Source organism: Ancylobacter pratisalsi, assembly GCF_010669125.1.
Classification (GTDB): domain Bacteria; phylum Pseudomonadota; class Alphaproteobacteria; order Rhizobiales; family Xanthobacteraceae; genus Ancylobacter; species Ancylobacter pratisalsi.
In genome coordinates this window covers 2,340,464-2,359,134 of sequence record NZ_CP048630.1, presented here as the reverse complement: position 1 = coordinate 2,359,134, position 18,671 = coordinate 2,340,464, and the positions used below count along the sequence as shown (strand labels likewise).

Genomic DNA, 18,671 nt, shown 5'->3' with positions numbered 1-18,671 from the left:
GCTCACAACCGGTCGCGCAGCGCGTAATAGCTCATGCCGGCGACCAGCAGCGGCCAGCGCATCAGCGGCCCGCCGGGGAAAGGCGGCACCGGCAGCCGGCCGAGCAGGTCGAACGCACCGAGCTGTCCGGCCACCGCGTCCGCCAGCAGCTTGCCGAAATAGGGCGCCAGCATCACGCCCTGCCCGGAATAGCCCGACGCCGTGAGCACGCGGGTCGAGAGCTTCCGCACGAAGGGCATGCGGCTCATGGTGATGCCCAGAATGCCGCCCCAGCCATACTCGATGCGGACATCGGCGAGATGGGGGAAGATCTTGAGCATATAGGGCCGCACGAAGGCCCCCGGGTCGGGCCTCAGCCGGCGCGTGTAGCTCTCGCCACCGCCGAACAGCAGTCGCCCGTCGGCGCTGAGCCGGTAATAATTCACCACGAAACGGCTGTCGGCCACCGCCGCGTCATTGGAGATGACCTCACGCGTCCGCGCACCCAGCGGCTCGGTCGCGGCGATGTAGTTGGCGATCGGCATGACATGGGTATCGACCCGCCGGTCGAGACCGTCCTGCAGCCCGTCGCCGCATTCCAGCACCCAGTCGGCCTCCACCACGCCGCCCGCCGTCGCCACCCGCACCTTGGGGCCGCTCTCGTCAATGGAGAGCGCGCGCGAGTGTTCATGAAGCCGCGCCCCGGCAGCCTCCGCGACCCTCGCCAGCCCAAGCGCGAAGTTGAGCGGGTGCAGATGCCCCCCGCCATGGTCAATCATCCCGCCGAAATACGCGTCCGAGCCGACGATCGCGCGCAGCTCCTCGCGCGAGAGCGGCGCGGCGTGGGGGTAGTCGTAGACCTCGTTCAGCTTGCGCGCATAGGCGTGGCTATGGGCGACATAGGCGGGCTTGTGATCGGCGGTCACCAGCCCCGGCCGCACGTCGCAATCGATGGCGTGCCGCGCGATCAGCGCGTGGAGAAAGGCCTTGGCATCCTCCGCCATGCGCCACAGCGCCCTGGCGTCGTCGAGGCCCATCTGCGCCTCGATCCAATCCTGGTCGCGGCGCTGGCCGGTGTGGATCTGCCCACCATTGCGGCCCGAGGCCCCCGAACCCAGCCGCCCCGCCTCCAGCAGCACGACATCGAGCCCGGCCTCCGCCAGATGGAGCGCGGCGGAAAGCCCGGTATAGCCCCCGCCAATGACGCAGACATCGGCCCGGCCCGTGCCGGCCAGCGGCGCGCAGGATGGCAACGCATGCGCCGTCGCGGCGTACCAGCTCTCGGGGTGGTCGGTCTTGAACGCCATGCTCGCCAATCTACTTGCCCTGCCAATCTAGCCGAAAGCTCAGCGCCGCGCGAACAGGCGTTCGATATCGGCGAGGGCCAGGGTGACGAAGGTCGGCCGGCCGTGGTTGCACTGGCCGGCATTGGGGGTGGATTCCATCTCGCGCAACAGGGCGTTCATCTCTTCCACCCTGAGACGGCGTCCCGCGCGCACCGAGCCATGGCACGCCATGGTCGCCGCCACATGCAACAGGCGACGCTCCAGTGGCAGCGCGTCGTCCCATTCCGCCGCGTGCTCGGCGAGTTCGCGCACCAGGGCGGGAATGTCCGCCGCGCCGAGGAGCGCCGGCACCTCCCGCACCAGCAGCGCGCCGGCCCCGAACGCCTCGATCACCAGGCCGAAACCCGCCAGCGCCTCGGCGCGCTCGGCCAGGCGCTCGGCCTCGGAAGGGTCGAGTTCGACCACCAGTGGCACCAGCAGCATCTGCCGCGCCAGCCCGTCGCGCTCCATCGCCGCCTTCAGCCGCTCATACACGATGCGCTCATGGGCGGCGTGCTGGTCGACCACGACCACGCCGTCGCGCGTCTGGGCAATGATGTAGGTCTCGTGCAGCTGGGCGCGGGCGGCGCCGAGCGGGCGCTCTATCAGGTCGGGCGCGGCGGGCGCGCTGCCCGCGCGGGCATCGGCCGAGGGGTCGAGCGAGAGGCCGAGCCCCTCGCCCGGCGGCAGATCGAGATCGAACCGCGCCGTGCCTTCGCGCAGTCCGTCCGGCATCCCACCCGGTGTCGCACCCGGCCTGTCGGGTGAACCACCTTCCGGCGCCGCCCAGGACCGGGTCCAGTCATAGTTTCCCGCCGGGCCGCCCGTGCGGGGGGCCTGCGCCCTCTGCCATCCGGGGGCGCGGGCGAACTGCGCCAGCCGGTCCGCCCCGGTCGAGGCGGTGCGCGGCACGCCGGCGGTCAGCGCGTCGCCCAGCGTGCGTATGATCAGCGCCCGGATCAGGCCGGGATCGCGGAAGCGCAGCTCGGTCTTGGCGGGATGGACGTTCACGTCGACCTCGCGCGGGTCGAGATCGAGGAACAACACCGTCACCGGGTGGCGGTCGGAGGGCAAGAGGTCCGAATAGGCGGCGCGGATGGCGCCGATCAGCACCTTGTCGCGCACCGGTCGGCCGTTGACGAAGAGATACTGCGCCAGCGAGTTCGCCTTGGAATAGGTCGGAAGGCCCGCCAGGCCGGACAGCCGCGCGCCCTCGCGCCGCCCCTCGATGTCGAGCGCATTGGCCGCCACCTCATGGCCGAGCACGTCGGCGATGCGCGCACGCCGGCCGGCCGCGTCGGGACTGCGCGCGGGCCATGTCACCGGCGCGCGGTCCTCGGCGACCAGGGTAAAGCCGACATCCGGGCGGGCCAGCGCCAGGCGGCGCACCGCGTCCACCGCCGCCGCGGTCTCGGCGCGCTCGGATTTCAGGAATTTCAGCCGCGCCGGGGTCGCGAAGAACAGGTCGCGCACCTCGACCCGCGTGCCGGGGCCAAGCGCGGCGGGTCGCACCGCCGACTTCACCCCGCCCTCGACGCGCACCTCGTACGCCTCGTCCGCCCGCGCCGGGCGGCTGACGATGGAAAGCCGGGCGACGGCACCGATCGACGCCAGCGCCTCGCCGCGAAAGCCGAGCGTGGCGATGGCGAGCAGGTCCTCGTCGTCGAGCTTGGAGGTGGCGTGGCGCTCCACCGCCAGTGCCAGTTCGCGCGCATCCATGCCGCCGCCATCATCGGTGACGCGGAGCAGCCGCCGGCCGCCGCCATCGATGACGATCTCGATGCGGGTGGCGCCGGCGTCGATCGCGTTCTCGACGATTTCCTTCAGCGCCGCCGCCGGACGCTCCACCACCTCGCCCGCGGCGATGCGGTCGACCAGGGCGGAGGGGAGCAGGCGCAGCGGCATCGGATCTCGGCGATTGTGAAACGTCAGCGGGGTCGATTCGGGTGTGAGGCCAAGCCTACACCGTCACGGCGCCGCGCGCGCCGGAATGTCCCGCCTGTCCCCGCGCACCAACCGGCTCAGGAGCCGCTATAGCCGAGCCAGGGCTCGATGCGCTCGAAGGTCTCGTCCATCGCCCAGGCCGGGAAGTAGGGGATGGGGAAATGGCCATAGAACAGCGAAAGCTGCCACTCCGCCGCCTCTTCGCTGCCCTTCTCGATGGCCGCGATATAGAGCGCGGAGGCAATGCCGGAACGGTCCGACCCGCCCTTGCAGTGCACCAGAATGGGCTTGGGCGCGTCGCGCATGATGGTGACGAGTTCCTCGACCTGCTTCTGGGTGAGTTCACGGCCCGCCGACAGACCATAATCGATATGGGTCATGCCGAGACGCTCGCTTTCGGCGACCTCGGCGGCGTGCCAGGGCTTGGAGGAAGCGCCGCGCAGGTTGATCACCGTGCGCACGCCGTACTTCGCCTGAATCGCGGGCAGTTCGTCGGCGTCGATCTGCGCCGAACGGTAGAGCTGACCGGGAACGACGGTGTGGAAATTGCCGATCAGCTGCTCGATGATGAGATAGGTACCGGTCAGCAGGACCGCGCCCCATAGGCCCATCGCCGCGCCGCGCAGGGTGCGCCGCACTACGCTACGCCGCTCGCGCATCGCGGCGGCACTCGCCTCATGGGTGGAAGAACCGCCGAAGTCCGCCGGCGCTTGCGGCATGTCGGATAAACTCATGAAGCAGGCTCGACGCAAAACAACAAAGAGGGCTCACCGGCAGCGTTATGCCGGACAAGGTGATTGAACACCACTCTAGCCACGAAATCGTGACAGGAATTAGCCCGCCGCCGCCAGCCGCTCGGCCTTCTGGCGTTCGACCTCCTGCCGCTTGGTGATGACCGAGGCGGCGATGACCACCACGGTCACGATGCCGATCAGGATGGTGCAGACCGCGTTGATCTCGGGCGTCACGCCCAGGCGCACCTGCGAGTAGATGCGCATGGGAAGCGTGGTCGCCCCCGGGCCGGTGGTGAAGCTGGCGATGACCAGGTCGTCGAGCGAAAGCGTGAAGGCCAGCATCCAGCCCGACACCACCGCCGGCAGGATGATGGGCAGGGTGATGACGAAGAACGTCTTGAACGGCGGGCAGCCCAGATCCAGCGCCGCCTCTTCCAGGCTGCGGTCGAACGTCACCAGCCGCGACTGCACCACCACGCAGACGAAGCACATGGTGAAGGTGATGTGCGCCAGCGTGATGGTCCAGAAACCACGGTCGAAATTCACCGCCACGAACAGCAACAGCAGCGACAGGCCGGTGATGACATCGGGCATGACGAGGGGCGCGTAGATCATGCCCGAGAACATGGTCCGCCCGAGGAAGCGGCCATAGCGGGTCAGCGTGATCGCCGCCAGCGTACCCAGCACGGTGGCGAAGCAGGCGGTGAGGAACGCCACGCGCAGTGTCACCCAGGCCGCATCGAGAAGCTGCTGGTTGCGTAGCAGTTCCCCGTACCAGTGGGTGGAGAACCCGGCCCACACCGTCACCAGCCGCGAGGCGTTGAAGGAGTAGATCACCAGCAGCACGATCGGCAGGTAGAGAAAGGTGAAGCCGAACACCAGCGAGGTGACGTTGAACGGAGAGAGCTTCTTGTCCATCACCGGCCCTCGAGTTCGCGCTGCTGCACGTTCTGGTACAGCACGATCGGCACCACCAGCACCAGCAGCAGCAGCACCGCCACCGCGGAGGAGACGGTCCAGGAGCGGTTCACCGAGAACTCGGTCCACAGCACCTTGCCGATCATCAGCGTGTCGGAGCCGCCGAGCAGGTCGGGGATGACGAACTCGCCCACCGCCGGGATGAAGCACAGCAGGCAGCCGGCGAAGACGCCCGGCAGCGAGAGCGGCCAGGTGATCTTCCAGAACGCGGCGAGGGGCGGGCAGCCAAGATCCGCGGCCGCTTCCAGCAGCGTCTCGTCCATCTTCTCCAGCGTCGAGTACAGCGGCAGGATCATGAACGGCAGGTAGGAATAGACGATGCCGATATAGACCGCCGTGTCCGTGGCCAGGATCTGCAGCGGATTGTCGATCAGCCCCAGCGCGAACAGCAGCTGATTGAGCAGCCCCTCGGGCGAGAGGATGCCGATCCAGGCATAGACCCGGATCAGGAAGGAGGTCCAGAACGGCAGGATCACCAGCATCAGCAGCGTCGGGCGGATCGATTTTGGCGCCCGCGCCATGGCATAGGCCATGGGGTAGCCGACAAGAAGCAGCAGGAATGTGGAGATGCCGGCGATCACGAGGCTTGAGACATAGGCCTCGATGAACTCGTTGTCCCAGCTCAGCACATAGCCGTAATTCTCGAAGGAGAGCTCGCTGAAGTTCTCCTTGAAGACCGCCCACCCCTCGGCCAAATCGAAGGTCGGGAAATAGGGTGGCTGGGCGATGGCGTCCTGGGACAGGCTGATCTTGAAGACGATCAGGAACGGCACCAGGAACAGCGCCAGCAGCCACAGATAGGGGATGGCGACTACCAGCCAGCGTCCCTTCGCCTTCGCCCCCATCCCCGCCCCCTATTTAGCGAGAATCACGCCGGCATCCGGCGTGAAGAAGACATAGACCTTGTCGTCCCAGGAAATGGGCCGCTCGACCATGCGGGTCAGGTTCGGCTTGGCCGCCTTCACCCGCGTCCCGTTGGGCAGCTCGACATGGTAGATCGACAGATCGCCAAGATAGCCGATGTCCCAGATCGTGCCGGACAGGCAGTTCACGCCCGGATCGGTGGGTGGCTCCAGCTCGATGCGCAGCTTTTCCGGGCGCACCGCCAGGGCAACCGCTTCGCCGGGCCGGGCGTCGATTTCCTGGGCGATGCGAATGGTCATCTCGGGGGCCGCATCGGGCCTCAGGATCACATAGCCGCCCTCGATCGCCTCGACCTTGGCCTCGAGAATGTTCACGTCGCCGACGAAATCGGCCACGTAGCGGCAATTGGGACGCTCGTAGATCTCGGCGGGTGGCGCGACCTGCACCAGCTTGCCCTGGTTCATCACCGCGATACGGTCCGCCACCGTCATCGCCTCTTCCTGGTCGTGGGTCACGATCAGGAAGGTCATGCCGAGCTCCATCTGGATGTCCATGAGCTCGAACTGGGTCTCCTCGCGCAGCTTCTTGTCGAGCGCGCCGAGTGGCTCGTCGAGCAGCAGCACCTTGGGGCGCTTGGCCAGCGAGCGGGCGAGTGCGACGCGCTGGCGCTGGCCGCCGGAAAGCTGGTGCGGCTTGCGTTTGGCGAACTTCTCAAGCTTCACCAGCTTGAGCATCTCCTCGACGCGCGCATCCACCGCGCCCTTCTCAACCTTGTCCTGCCTCAGGCCGAAGGCGATGTTGTCCCACACGCTCATATGCGGGAACAGCGCGTAGGACTGGAACATCATGTTGGTCTGCCGGCGATAGGGCGGCGTGCCGACCTGGTCCTCGCCGGCCAGCGTGATGCGCCCTTCCGTCGGCTCCTCGAAGCCGGCCAGCATGCGCATCAGCGTGGTTTTGCCGCAGCCGGAGGGTCCGAGCAGGGCGAAGAACTCGCGCTCATAGATGTCCAGCGAGAGGTTCTCGACGGCGACGAACTCGCCGAAGCGCTTGGTGACGTTCTCGTATCGGATCAGGGGAACCGCTGCGGGGTCGGTCCAGGGAGCGAATTTGCGGCGAATGCCGCCGATGGTCTTCTGCGTCTTTTCGGCGACGCCCATGCTCATGCTGTGCCCCGTTTTCCCCGGCCGCAGATCCGGCTCTTGGTCACGACGCTAACCGGGTTCGCCCGGCGGCTCAACGCCAGAATGCAAACAATTTTACCATGCCCGGAATTGTGCAGTGCGCCGTGCCTTGACGGGCCTTGCAGCGCCGTGATTGCCTCATCAAGGCGCAACACGCGCATCAGGGTGCTCAAAATGGCCAAGAAGAAGAAGCCCGGCAAGGACGCGGTCCAGTCCATCCGCGGCGTTTCCTCCCTCGAGGAAGCCAAGGCGTGGATGGGCGCGCGCGGCATCACCGAGATCGAATGCATGGTCCCCGATCTGGCCGGCGTCGGTCGCGGCAAGATCATGCCGGTGTCGAAATTCCTTTCCGGCCCGGTGATGAACCTGCCGCTTTCGGTGTTCCTGCAGACCATTTCCGGCGACTACCCGCCCTATGAGGGGCTGGTCGATTCCGTGGTGGCGGACAGCGATCTCGTCATCCAGCCCGACTTCTCCACCCTGTGCACGGTGCCCTGGGCCCATGATCCGACCGCGCAGATCATTCACGACGCGTTCCATCGCGACGGACGTTCGGTGGAGCTGGCCCCGCGCCAGGTGCTGAAGAACGTCGTCGACCTTTATGCCCACAAGGGCTGGAAGGCCGTGGTGGCGCCGGAGATCGAGTTCTACCTCGTCGAGCCCAACACCGATGCCGACTACCCGCTGAAGCCGCCGATCGGGCGCTCCGGGCGGCCGGAAATCGGGCGGCAGTCCTATTCGATCCAGGCGGTCAACGAGTTCGACGCCCTGTTCGAGGACATGTACGATTATTCCGAGGCCCAGGGCCTGGAGATCGACACGCTGATCCATGAGGACGGCGCGGCGCAGATGGAAATCAACCTGCTGCACGGCGACCCGATCATGCTCGCCGACCAGGTCTTCCTGTTCAAGCGCACCATTCGCGAGGCGGCGCTGGCCCACAAGATCTACGCCACCTTCATGGCCAAGCCGATTGCCGACGAGCCGGGCTCGGCGATGCACATCCATCAGTCCATCGTCGATGCCGAAACCGGCAAGAACATCTTCTCCGATGACGATGGCGACCCGACGCCGGAATTCTTCGCCTTCATTGCCGGCCAGCAGCGCTATCTGCCGGCGGTGATGTCGATCCTCGCCCCTTACGTGAATTCCTATCGCCGGCTCACCCGCGATTCGATGGCGCCCATCAACGTGCAGTGGGGTTACGACAACCGCACCGCCGGGCTGCGCGTGCCGCCCTCCCCGCCGGCCGCGCGCCGGGTCGAGAACCGGGTGCCGTCCTCGGACGCCAACCCCTATCTCGTCATCGCCGCCTCGCTGGCCTGCGGCTATCTCGGCCTCGTCGAGGGGCTGCGCCCGACCGAGCCGCTGGAAGCCGACGCCAAGGGCCTCGATTTCGAACTGCCGCGCGGCCTGCTCGAAGCGGTGGCGGCGCTGCAATATTCCGAGGAGATCGCCACCGTCCTCGGGCCGTCCTTCGTGAAGACCTACACCGCGGTGAAGCAGACCGAGTTCGACACCTTCATGCGTGTCATCTCGCCCTGGGAGCGCGAGTATCTGCTGCTGAACGTGTGAGGCGCACCCCGCCTGCGTGAACGGGCGAGGTGCCCTGCGCCTTAGCGTCCCTCTCGCCCGACGGGAGAGGGGCGCCTCGGTTTTCCACCGTCAGCCTTGCGCCAGCAGCTCGCGCACGCGCGGAATCACCTGGCTGCCATAAAGCTCGATACAGCGCATCGCCTTGTCGTGCCCCAGCGGGCCGGCGCTGTACTTCATGTCGAAGCGCGACAGCCCGAGCGCCTTCGCGGTCGCGGCGATCTTCTTCGCCACCGTCTCGGGGGAGCCGAGATACAGCGAGCCATGCGCGATCTCGCGCTCGAATGAGTCGCGCTCATAGGCCGGCCAGCCGCGCTCCTTGCCGATGCGGTCGTGCATGCGCTTGTAGTCGTCGTAGAATTCCTCGCGCGCCAGCTCGTCGGTCGGCGCCACATAGCCGTGCGAGTGCACCCCGATCGGCTGCATCTGCCCGCCAAGCTGACCGATGGCGCGGTGATAGAGATCGACATAGGGCGCGAAGCGGGCCGGATTGCCGCCGATGATGGCGAGCATCAGGGGCAGGCCGTAGCGGGCCGCGCGCACCACCGATTCGGGGCTGCCGCCGACGCCGATCCAGGTCTTCAGCGTGCCGCTCTCCACGGAGGGAAACACATGCTGGTGGTCGAGCGGGGGCCGCAGTTCACCCTTCCAGCTCACGCCCTCGGGGCTCGCATTGTCGCGCAGCAGTGCGGCGAACAGGTCGAGCTTCTCCGTGAACAGCGCCTCGTAGTCCTTCATCTGGAAGCCGAACAGCGGAAACGATTCAGTGAACGAGCCCCGCCCCAGAATCACCTCGGCGCGCCCGTTCGACAGCGCGTCGACGGTGGAAAAGCGCTGATAGACGCGGATCGGATCGTCCGAAGACAGCACCGTGACCGCGGAACCCAGGCGGATGCGCTGCGTCTTCGTGGCCATGCCGGCCAGCACCACTTCCGGCGCGGAGACGGCGAAATCGTCGCGATGGTGCTCGCCGACGCCGATGAAATCGACGCCCACCTGATCGGCCAGCACCGCCTCGTCGACCAGATTGCGGATCACCTGCGCATGGGGCAGCAGGCGCCCCTCACGATCGGCGGTGACGTCGCCGAAGGTGTCGAGCCCGAGTTCGAGATGCTGTGTCATGAAACGATGCCCTTGGGTCCACCTTGTCCGCCGGCCCTGCGCCGACCCGGCTCATATGGACCCCGCAGCGGTACGATGCATGTTCCCTGCTGCAAGCACACCCTTTCCCATCTGCAAACTTGATGAGTGGCGCCGACACAAAAAAAGCCCGCCGGAATGAACCAGCGGGCTTCAAGTGGGCGACACGAGGGGGTCGATGCCGCCGTAAACCGGTTGGCTGCCGCCCGGCCTCATCAGCGGCACGCGATAACGTCATTGGTGCGCGCTTTGGCGCCGGTCACAGGCTGCGCCTCGCGCACGAGGGCGCGGCGGCTGGCACGCCGCTCGACGGCGCGAACCACGAGAACCGACGTCGGATCCTGCCAGACCGGGCCGGACGAGGCGTCACGCAGATCCGACCGCGTCAGCCCGATATCGCGGAGCATGTGATCGTCAAACTCGCCAAGCTCGGCAATGAGGCGGCGGCGGCCGAACGCCTTGAAAATACGGATTGAACCCGAGGCGACGGCGATCAACGCAGCACTCGCCGCGGCACCAAACGAGGAGAACGCTGTTCTCCGGACTTCGCCAATATACGACATCGATACCTCCATGTGTCGCCCGCGCAGCGGTGACGGTGGGTTTATCGGTTTCGATGGAAGCCGGAGCCACCCGAAACCAACGCCACCCGTTCGCGGCCTGATCCTTATGATCCGGCGGCATCAATCACACTAGCGAATGTTTATGATCTCAATTATCATTCGGATTGATAATAGACCGCGGAGGCCTCCCTCATGTCCGTCCTGCTCGACATTGATCAATTAAGAACCTTCATAACTATCGCCGAAACCGGCAGTTTTACGAAAGCGTCGGAGGTGGTCCACAAGACCCAGTCCGCGGTCTCGATGCAGATGAAGCGGCTTGAGGAACGCGTCGGCAGGCCGATTTTCGCCCGCGACGGGCGCGCCTCGCGCCTCACCGACGAGGGCGAGCGGCTTCTCGACTATGCCCGGCGTATCGTGAAGCTGAACATGGAGGCGATGGCCAGTCTCGCCAGCGCCGAACTGTCGGGCCGCGTGCGCCTCGGCGTGCCGGACGATTATGCCGACCGCTACCTGCCCGAGATCATGGCGCGCTTTTCCGCCACCCATCCCAATGTCGAGCTGACCGTGGTGTGCGATCCGTCCTCGGATCTGGTGGACCGCATCGACACCGGCGATCTCGACCTCGCCATCATCACCGATTGCGAGAGCATCAACCGCGAGACCGAAATCATCCGCCGCGAGCAGCTGCTCTGGGTCGGCTCCATGCGCCATTCGGTGCATATCGAGGACCCGATCCCGCTGGCGCTCGGCCGGCAGAGCTGCAACTGGCGGCAGGAGGCGATCTCGATGCTGCAGGCCAATGGCAGCCGCTTCCGCATCCTCTACACGTCGTCCAACAGCACCGCGGTGTCGGCGGCGGTGCTCTCCGGGCTCGCCATCTCGGTGCTGCCTGAATCCGGGCTGCGCCCGGGCATGCGCGTGCTTGGCCCCTCCGACGGATTCCCCACGCTGGCGCCGTGCCGCATCGGCCTGCTGCGCAACCGGCACGAATCCTCCGGCCTTGCCGAAGCGCTGGCCAATCACATCATCCAGGGGCTGGACAACATCTCCGAAGCCGCCATCGCCGCCGAGTAGGACGCCCCACCCGGCGGTTTCCGCCCTTCAGTAGGCGAACTGGTCGAAGACCGGCTCCACGGAGCGGTTCCACGCCCCTTCATACAGCGCCAGCAGCGCCTCGGCCGGCGTCTGGCCGGCGGCGAGGATGTCGTCGAGCGGGCCGAGGAAGCGGGTCTCGTCGCGGCCCTGGCTGTCACGCACGTCGCGCCGCTTCAGCCCCTGCCGGGCGATGTCCACCACGTCGCGCGCCACCTCCAGCACCGATCGGCCGGCGATCTCGGCCTTGAGAGCGAGGCGCGGCACGTCATCGCGCAGCGCCTGGCGTTGCGCCGTGCTCCAGTCTTTCACCAGTTCCCAGGCCGCATCGAGGCTGGTTGTGTCGTAGAGCAGGCCGGTCCACAGCGCGGGCAGCGCGCACAGATTGGCCCAGGGCCCGCCATCGGCGCCGCGCATTTCCAGGAAGCGCTTCAGCCGCACCTCGGGGAAGATGGTGGAGAGGTGGTTGGCCCAGTCCGACACTGTCGCCCCCTCGCCCGGCACCGCCGAGTGCTTATGGGCGAGCAGGTCGCGGAACGAGGAGCCGGCGACGTCGATGTAGCGCTCGCCGCGCTTGATGAAATACATCGGCACATCAAGCGCGTAGTCGACATAACGCTCGAAGCCCATGCCCTCCTCGAAGGCGAAGGGCAACATGCCGGCGCGGTTGTTGTCGGTGTCCCGCCAGATTTCCGAGCGGAACGAGAGGAACCCGTTCGGCTTTCCCTCGGTGAAGGGCGAGTTGGCGAACAGCGCGGTCGCGATCGGCTGCAGCGCGAGGCCGACGCGCAGCTTTTTCACCATGTCCGCCTCGGAGGCGAAATCGAGATTCACCTGCACGGTGCAGGTCCGGTACATCATGTCGAGGCCGTAGGAGCCGACCTTGGGCATGTAGTTCGACATGATCCGGTAGCGCCCCTTGGGCATCACCGGCGTCTCCGCCAGGGTCCATTTCGGGCTCATGCCGAGGCCGAGGAAGCCGAAGCCGAAAGGCGTCGCCACCGCGCGCACCTGCTCCAGATGCGAATTCACCTCGGCGCAGGTCTCGTGGATGGAGGCGAGCGGCGCGCCGGAAAGCTCGAACTGCCCGCCTGGCTCCAGCGAGATCGCGCCGCCGCCAATGGTGTCGGCAAGGCCGATAATGGTCTCGCCTTCGAGGATCGGCTCCCACTCATTCAGCGCCTGCATGCCTTCCAGCAGCGCGCGGATGCCATTTTCACCCGCATAGGGAACGGGGTTATGGCCGTCCAGCGTGAAGGGGAACTTCTCGTGCTCGGTGCCGATTCGAAATTTCGAAGGCGCCTTGCAGCCCGCCTCAAGCCACGCGACGAGGTCGTCGCGACTGTCGATGGACTGCGTATCGATCTGGTCTCGCGCCATGGAAGACTCCGGCCGGCATGCTGAGGCGCGCGACCATACACAGGCCGGCGCGCCGCGCAAATCACCGTTACGGCGTGCCGCGCCTGCCGTTGGGGAATGGCGCCGCCAGGTACGCCGGCATCCCTCGCGCGCGAAAACGCGCGCCCACGGGCGTGTTGCTACTGCACCGACGCGTGGGTGAGCCAGGTCGTCACCGCCCGCAGCGCCTCGGTGCGGTTGCCGGTGCGGTGCGCGGCCTCCTGATAGACCGCGATCTGGGTATCCGCGCTGGTGCCCCCGTCGAGAATGGTGCGCAGATGCTCCAGCTCGGCAAGGCCGCCGAGCGCGCGCGCATCCTCGCTCACCCTGTCGATCAGGTCGCCGACCGCCTGCGCCATCGGCACCGCCTCCTTGGCGTGGCGATCGACCAGGCTGCCGTGAATGCCGTAGCGCTGCGCGCGCCACTTGTTCTCCACCGCGATCGCCCGGTCGACGGCGTCGATGCCGGCATTGACCTTGGGATTGCGCACCAGATGCCGCGTCAGCGCCCGGTAGAGCGACGCGATGGCAACCGAATCCTCGACGCGGGTGCAACTGTCGGGCGCCCGCAATTCCAGCGTCGGCTGCTTCATGGAGGGGCGGATGGTCCACCAGATATAGCTCGAATCGCGGATCGCCCGCGCCGCGACCAGCGCGTCGACATAGTCCTGATAGTCCTTGGCGCTTTCGAACAGCTCCGGCAGCCCGGTGCGCGGCAGCTCGTCATAGGCGGCAAGCCGGTAGCCCATCAGCCCGGTGCGCTTGCATTCCCAGAAAGGGGAGGAGGTCGAGAGCGCAACGAAGATCGGCAGATAGGGCAGGATGCGCCGCATCACGTCGATACGGGTGTCCGGATCGGGCAGCTCGACATGAACATGAAGCCCGCACAGCAGGTTGCGCTCGCCGAGCATCTGCAGGTCGTGCATCAGCCCGTCACCGCGCTGCATCGGCGAGCGCTTGCCGGCGTGCCAGCTCGCGGTCGGATGGGTGCCGGAGGCGAAGAAGGCGAGATCGAAGGCACCCGCCACGTCGCCCAGGGTCCGGCGCAGCTCGTGCAGCTCCGCGCGGGCGGCGGCAGCCTCGACATGGGGCTTCGCCATCACCTCGATCTGGGACTGCATCAATTCGCCGGTGGCGCGCGGGCCGAACACCTCCCGGGTCTTGTCCATGAAGGCGGCCGGCATGCGTTTGAGCATGTTCTTGGACTCGCCGTCGACGATGAAATACTCTTCCTCGATGCCGATGCGATAGTCTTCGGTCATGGTATCCCCTCAGCAAAGTTCCACTGGCCCCGGCACGCGTAGTTTAGCCGACACCGAATCAAGGAGTGCCCGCTGAGCCGCTAGATGATGAGGAACTGAGACCGGAATATGACCACGCTTTTTCGCGTGCACGACATAGTTTTATTGTTAATTTCAAAGATTAGATGGCTTATAAAACTAAATTCATGGCATCCGGGACCATCAATTCGCCATCACCGGCAACCCGCCGCATCAAGCAACGCGCGCGCCCGGACCCGGTTCCCTCCGGTCCGGCCAAAAAATTCCGCCAGGCGTCATCCCCCGGCCTGGCGGGCGGCTTCCACCAGGGCGAGCGCGGCCACGGCTGCGGTGTCGGCCCGCAGGATACGCGGCCCGAGCGAGAGGATGAGGGTGCCCGGTCGCCGGCCAAGCTGGGTCCGCTCGGCCGCGTCGAAGCCGCCCTCCGGCCCGATCAGCACCGCGAGCGGCCCGCGCACCGCCGCGCGCAACTCCGCCAGCGGGTCGTCCACCGGCGCCGCCTCGTCGCAGAACACCAGCGTGCGGTCCGGCTCCAGCGCCGCCAGCCAACGGGTGAGACTGACCGGCTCGGCCACCTCCGGCAGGCTGAGAATGCCGCACTGCTCGGCGGCCTCGACCGCGTTGGCGCGCATGCGCTCCACATTCACCCGGCTCGGCTGGGTGTGGCGGGTCATCACCGGCACCAGCCGCCCCGCCCCCATCTCGACCGCCTTCTGCACCATGTAGTCCAGCCGGGCATGCTTGAGCGGGGCGAACACATAGTCGAGATCGGGCCGCGCGGTCTGGGCGCGCAGCCGCACCTCGCAGCGCAGCACCGCCTCGCGGCGCCCGCCGGCCTCGCGCACCGCGCGCCATTCGCCGTCGCGGCCGTTGAACAGATGAATGTGCCCACCCACCGCGAGGCGGATCACATCCCCGACATAATGAGAGCGTTCACGATCAAGGCGGATCTCGGCATCCGGGCCCAGATCGTCGGCGACGAACAGGCGCTGGGCGCGGAAATCATAGTCCTGGTCGGATGATTCGGTCTCGGGGCGAGCCATGGCGGAAGCCGTGTCGACGGGATTTGTAACGAAAGAATTGACGCAGCGGCGTGTGCGCCGTGATGTTGCCCAATCTTTAAGGCCTCTGTATCACCCTTGGTCAAGAACGCTGAATAGGCAGAACACAGCATGTCATCGTCGCATTCGGATCGCATCGCCAGACAGCCGGCGCATCGCAGCGCTGGAGCGTCTGCGCTTGCGGCCGGGGCTCTGCTGGTGAGTCTCGCCTTCTCCGCCCCCGCCACCGCCCAGTGGATCGGCACGCCCGGAGGATCCGGCAGCACGGACAGCACCGTCGCCACGCCCCCGGCCGCCGCCCCGGTGACGCCCCCGGCGTCCTCGTTCCCCAGCACCGTCGCGCCGTCGGCCGCGCCGGGCTTCACCCCGGCTCCCGGCATGCAGCCGGGCATTGGCATGGGCGGGGCGAGTTCGAGCATGGATCCCGGCTTCGGCATGATGCCCGGCATGAGCGCCCCGGGCCCCTCCGCCGCGGATGCCGCTGCGGCAAAGGAATGCCAGACCCAGGTCGACCGGCTGCGCGGCGATGTGGAAGCGCGCGGCGGCGCGCTGCAGAAGGCCACAAAGACCAAGATACCGCCGAGCGAGCTGTGCCCGATGTTCCGGGAATTCGTCAGCACGCAGCAGAAGTTCATTTCCTACCTCAGCGCCAACCGCACCAAGTGCCACGTACCGGAAGAGGCACTGGCCGAGCTGAAGAAGAACGCCACCGGCGTGTCCAGCGTGCGCGACAAGGTGTGCCAGGTCGCCAAGCTTGAAAGCCAGGGCGGCCCTTCCGGCCCGCCCCCGCAGGGCTCGATCTCCGCCGGCCTCGGCCTGTCCAGCGGGCTGCCTTCTGGCGCCTCGGAAAAGGGCGGCGTGTTCGACACGCTTGGCGGCGATGCCCTGCGCTGACGTCGGGCGATGAACGCGCTGCTCAACGCCCCGGTTGCCGCCCCGGCCGATGCCTCCGTCAGCTGGGTCGACCGGCGCGCGCCGGCGGCCCTGCGTCCCTTCCTCCGCCTTGCCCGCGCCGATCGTCCGATCGGGTTCTGGCTGCTGCTCATCCCCTGCTGGTGGTCCAGTGCGCTTGCCGCCGGCATGAGCGCTAATGCCGGCGCGCCGGTTGCCCTTCGCGCCCTCGCCTTCATGGCGCTGTTCGCCATCGGCGCGGTGGCGATGCGCGGGGCCGGCTGCACCTGGAACGACATACTCGACCGCGACATTGACGGGCGCGTGGAGCGCACCCGCCTGCGTCCCCTCCCCTCCGGGCAGGTCGGCCTTTTCGGCGCCTTCGTCTTTCTGGGCCTTCAGGCGCTGGTCGGGCTCATCGTCCTCATCTGCCTGCCACCCTTCGCGATCGTCGTCGCACTGTCCTCGCTCGGCGTGGTGGTGATCTACCCGCTGATGAAGCGGGTGATATGGATTCCCCAGCTCGTGCTGGGCCTTGCCTTCTCCTGGGGCGCGCTGATGGGCTTCGCCGCACTCCTGGAGCAGCTGCCGCCCGCCGCCTTCCTGCTCTATGCCGGCTCGATCCTGTGGGTGGTGGGCTACGACACCATCTATGCCCATCAGGATCGCGAGGATGACGAGCAGGTCGGGCTGAAGTCTTCCGCCCGGTTGCTGGGCACCGCGACCCGCCCGTGGCTCGCCGCGCTTTATGCCGGGGCGGTGGTGCTGGTTGGCCTCGCCCTGACCAGCGCTCATGCCGGCCCGCTGGCCTATGTCGGCCTCATTGCCTTCGCCGCGCATCTCGCCCAGCAGGTGTGGCGGCTCGACATTGACGACCGCGCGCTGTGCCTCACTCTGTTCCGCTCCAATCGCGACGCCGGGCTCCTGCTCTTCGCCGGCATCGCCCTCGCCGCGCTCCTCGCCTGACACCGCCCGGCGGGCGGAGCGCCCGCGCGCTGGTTGCTCCCGCGCCCCGGCGGGTGCTAAGGAGCGGCGCTTCAAGGAAAATGGGCCCGAAATGAGCATCCGCCTGCACCGTGGCGACCTGGTCGACCTCGCCCGCTACACGCCCGAGACCACCTCCTTCGTGGCCATCGACACCGAGACGCTGGGCCTCAATCCCCATCGCGACCGGCTGTGTGTGGTCCAGCTCTCGCCGGGCGACGGCACCGCCGACATCGTGCAGATTCCCGCCGGCGCCGGGCCGGGCAGCGCGCCGAACCTGGAGGCGCTGCTCACCGACCCCGCGATCGTGAAGCTGTTCCATTTCGCGCGCTTCGACGTCGCGGTGCTGGGCAAGACGTTCGGCCTCACCGTGGCGCCGGTGTGGTGCACCAAGATCGCCTCGCGCCTGACCCGCACCTACACCGACCGCCACGGGCTCAAGGAACTCACCCGCGAGCTGCTCGGCGTCGACCTGTCCAAGCAGCAGCAGAGTTCGGACTGGGCGGCGGAAGAGCTCAGCGACGCCCAGATGCTCTATGCGGCCTCGGACGTGCTCCACCTGCATGCCCTGCAAAGGAAGCTTGCCGCCATGCTGGCACGCGAGCACCGCACCGAACTGGCGGACCAGTGCTTCGCTTTCCTCCCGACCCGCGCCCAGCTCGATCTGGCCGGCTGGCCGGACGAGGACATCTTCTCACATAGCTGATCGGCGTCCTTATCACCGCCGCGTCCGGCCCTCATCACGGCCGCATTGTCGCGCGACCTATCCCCGGCTTGCACGCGGTGGCATAAGCCGCCATCTTCACGCTGGCCGCATCGGGGGTCGGCCGAGCCGGGGATTTGCCGACAGAACATGAACCGACACGTGGAACCTCCTGCACGCCAAGACACCGTGGCGTCAGGACCGAAGGCCCGGCATGCCCCGGCGCGTCGTGGCGCGGAAGAATTCCGCGTGGCGCGACGCCATAGCTCCTTCGTGCGCTTTTTCCGCTGGGCGCTTCCGGTCGGCGTGCTGCTCGTGCTTGGCGCGGTCTTCCTGTCCAACTATCTCAATCCCTTCCGCCTCGCGGTCGACCTGCCCTTCGAACTGGGCCGCGTCTCGCTGTCGGGCACCCAGGTGATGATGGAACTGCCGCGCCTTCACGGCTTCACGGCGGACAATCGCGGGTACGACGTCTCGGCGAAATCGGCGACGCAGGACCTCACCCAGCCCAACCAGATCGACCTCAATACGATCGAGGCCAAGCTGGAGCTGGCCGACAAGGGCTGGGCCAGCCTCACCGCCAGCACCGGCCGCTACGACACCAAGACCGAGCAGCTGGTGCTCGCCGACGGCGTGCGCTTCGACACCTCGGCCGGCTATAGCGGCCAGCTCAAGGAAGCCGCCATCGACATACAGGGCGGGCGGATGGTTTCCGAGCACCCGGTGGTGCTGACCTATCTGGACGGCAAGCTGACCGCGGATCGCATGGAAGTGACCCAGAAGGACTCGCGCGCCCTGCTCACCGGCCATGTGCGGCTCGATTTCCGCATGCCCCCGCCCGGTGAGGACAAGAAGAGCGACACAAGCGGCAGCGCCGCGCCGGTTCTGCGCGGCGCGAATGCCGGAGGTTTGCCGTGACGGCATTGAATGCCCGCGCCGGCGCGGATAGACATGC

17 protein-coding genes are annotated in these 18,671 nt (G+C 67.2%); 6 read left to right on the top strand and 11 right to left on the bottom strand.

The window, feature by feature from the left end; genetic code table 11:
• Positions 1–2: 2 nt before the first annotated feature.
• From G3A50_RS11165 to G3A50_RS11140, 6 genes are all read right to left on the bottom strand, one after another.
• Positions 3–1,286: an NAD(P)/FAD-dependent oxidoreductase gene (locus G3A50_RS11165; protein WP_163075348.1), complete on the bottom strand. Its 1,284-nt coding sequence runs from the start codon at positions 1,284–1,286 to the stop codon at positions 3–5.
• A gap of 39 nt (positions 1,287–1,325) precedes the next feature.
• Positions 1,326–3,209, bottom strand: a complete 1,884-nt coding sequence (gene mutL / locus G3A50_RS11160) for a DNA mismatch repair endonuclease MutL (protein ID WP_163075347.1) — start codon at positions 3,207–3,209, stop codon at positions 1,326–1,328.
• A gap of 116 nt (positions 3,210–3,325) precedes the next feature.
• Positions 3,326–3,982 carry a dual specificity protein phosphatase family protein gene (locus tag G3A50_RS11155; RefSeq protein WP_246251615.1) on the bottom strand — a complete coding sequence of 219 codons (657 nt, stop codon included), beginning with the start codon at positions 3,980–3,982 and terminating at the stop codon, positions 3,326–3,328.
• Between the two features lie 99 nt (positions 3,983–4,081).
• Positions 4,082–4,900, bottom strand: coding sequence for an ABC transporter permease subunit (locus G3A50_RS11150; RefSeq protein WP_163075346.1), 819 nt, complete (start codon positions 4,898–4,900; stop codon positions 4,082–4,084).
• Entirely contained in the window at positions 4,900–5,805 is a 906-nt protein-coding gene (locus G3A50_RS11145) for an ABC transporter permease subunit (RefSeq protein ID WP_163075345.1), read from the bottom strand. Before G3A50_RS11145 ends, G3A50_RS11150 begins: the two co-directional genes overlap by 1 nt.
• A 9-nt stretch (positions 5,806–5,814) precedes the next feature.
• Positions 5,815–6,990 (bottom strand): ABC transporter ATP-binding protein, encoded by a 1,176-nt coding sequence (locus G3A50_RS11140; protein WP_163075344.1) that lies wholly within the window; start codon positions 6,988–6,990, stop codon positions 5,815–5,817.
• A 192-nt stretch (positions 6,991–7,182) separates the two neighbouring features.
• Between G3A50_RS11140 and G3A50_RS11135 the strand changes: the two genes are divergently transcribed.
• The gene (locus tag G3A50_RS11135; protein WP_163075343.1) at positions 7,183–8,583 is read left to right on the top strand and encodes a glutamine synthetase family protein; all 1,401 of its coding nucleotides are present in this window, start codon (positions 7,183–7,185) and stop codon (positions 8,581–8,583) included.
• Positions 8,584–8,673: 90 nt separating this feature from the next.
• Here the strand turns inward: G3A50_RS11135 and G3A50_RS11130 are convergent, their stop codons facing one another.
• Both G3A50_RS11130 and G3A50_RS11125 read right to left on the bottom strand, forming a co-directional pair.
• Positions 8,674–9,723, bottom strand: coding sequence for an LLM class flavin-dependent oxidoreductase (locus G3A50_RS11130; RefSeq protein WP_163075342.1), 1,050 nt, complete (start codon positions 9,721–9,723; stop codon positions 8,674–8,676).
• Between the two features lie 233 nt (positions 9,724–9,956).
• On the bottom strand, positions 9,957–10,238 hold the full coding sequence (locus tag G3A50_RS11125; protein WP_246251613.1) for a DUF1127 domain-containing protein: 282 nt from the start codon (positions 10,236–10,238) through the stop codon (positions 9,957–9,959).
• Positions 10,239–10,496: 258 nt separating this feature from the next.
• On the opposite strand from G3A50_RS11125, the gene G3A50_RS11120 reads away from it, so the two are divergent.
• Entirely contained in the window at positions 10,497–11,381 is an 885-nt protein-coding gene (locus G3A50_RS11120) for a LysR substrate-binding domain-containing protein (protein WP_163075340.1), read from the top strand.
• A 27-nt stretch (positions 11,382–11,408) separates the two neighbouring features.
• On the opposite strand, the gene G3A50_RS11115 is transcribed toward G3A50_RS11120, so the two are convergent.
• The 3 genes from G3A50_RS11115 to G3A50_RS11105 all read right to left on the bottom strand — a co-directional run bounded on the left by G3A50_RS11115 (position 11,409) and on the right by G3A50_RS11105 (position 15,120).
• Positions 11,409–12,779, bottom strand: a complete 1,371-nt coding sequence (locus G3A50_RS11115) for a glutamate--cysteine ligase (protein WP_163075339.1) — start codon at positions 12,777–12,779, stop codon at positions 11,409–11,411.
• A 158-nt stretch (positions 12,780–12,937) separates the two neighbouring features.
• Positions 12,938–14,059 (bottom strand): carboxylate-amine ligase, encoded by a 1,122-nt coding sequence (locus G3A50_RS11110; protein ID WP_163075338.1) that lies wholly within the window; start codon positions 14,057–14,059, stop codon positions 12,938–12,940.
• Between the two features lie 293 nt (positions 14,060–14,352).
• Entirely contained in the window at positions 14,353–15,120 is a 768-nt protein-coding gene (locus tag G3A50_RS11105; RefSeq protein WP_163075337.1) for a 16S rRNA (uracil(1498)-N(3))-methyltransferase, read from the bottom strand.
• Positions 15,121–15,249: 129 nt separating this feature from the next.
• On the opposite strand from G3A50_RS11105, the gene G3A50_RS11100 reads away from it, so the two are divergent.
• The 4 genes from G3A50_RS11100 (at position 15,250) to lptC (ending at position 18,634) form a co-directional block, all read left to right on the top strand.
• Complete coding sequence (locus G3A50_RS11100) at positions 15,250–16,032, top strand: hypothetical protein (RefSeq protein ID WP_163075336.1); 783 nt, start codon at positions 15,250–15,252, stop codon at positions 16,030–16,032.
• A gap of 9 nt (positions 16,033–16,041) precedes the next feature.
• Complete coding sequence (ubiA, locus tag G3A50_RS11095; RefSeq protein ID WP_163075335.1) at positions 16,042–16,995, top strand: 4-hydroxybenzoate octaprenyltransferase; 954 nt, start codon at positions 16,042–16,044, stop codon at positions 16,993–16,995.
• 91 nt (positions 16,996–17,086) lie between these two features.
• Positions 17,087–17,719: a ribonuclease D gene (locus G3A50_RS11090; RefSeq protein ID WP_163075334.1), complete on the top strand. Its 633-nt coding sequence runs from the start codon at positions 17,087–17,089 to the stop codon at positions 17,717–17,719.
• A 246-nt stretch (positions 17,720–17,965) separates the two neighbouring features.
• Positions 17,966–18,634 carry an LPS export ABC transporter periplasmic protein LptC gene (gene lptC, locus G3A50_RS11085; protein ID WP_246251611.1) on the top strand — a complete coding sequence of 223 codons (669 nt, stop codon included), beginning with the start codon at positions 17,966–17,968 and terminating at the stop codon, positions 18,632–18,634.
• The last annotated feature ends 37 nt before the right edge of the window (positions 18,635–18,671 follow it).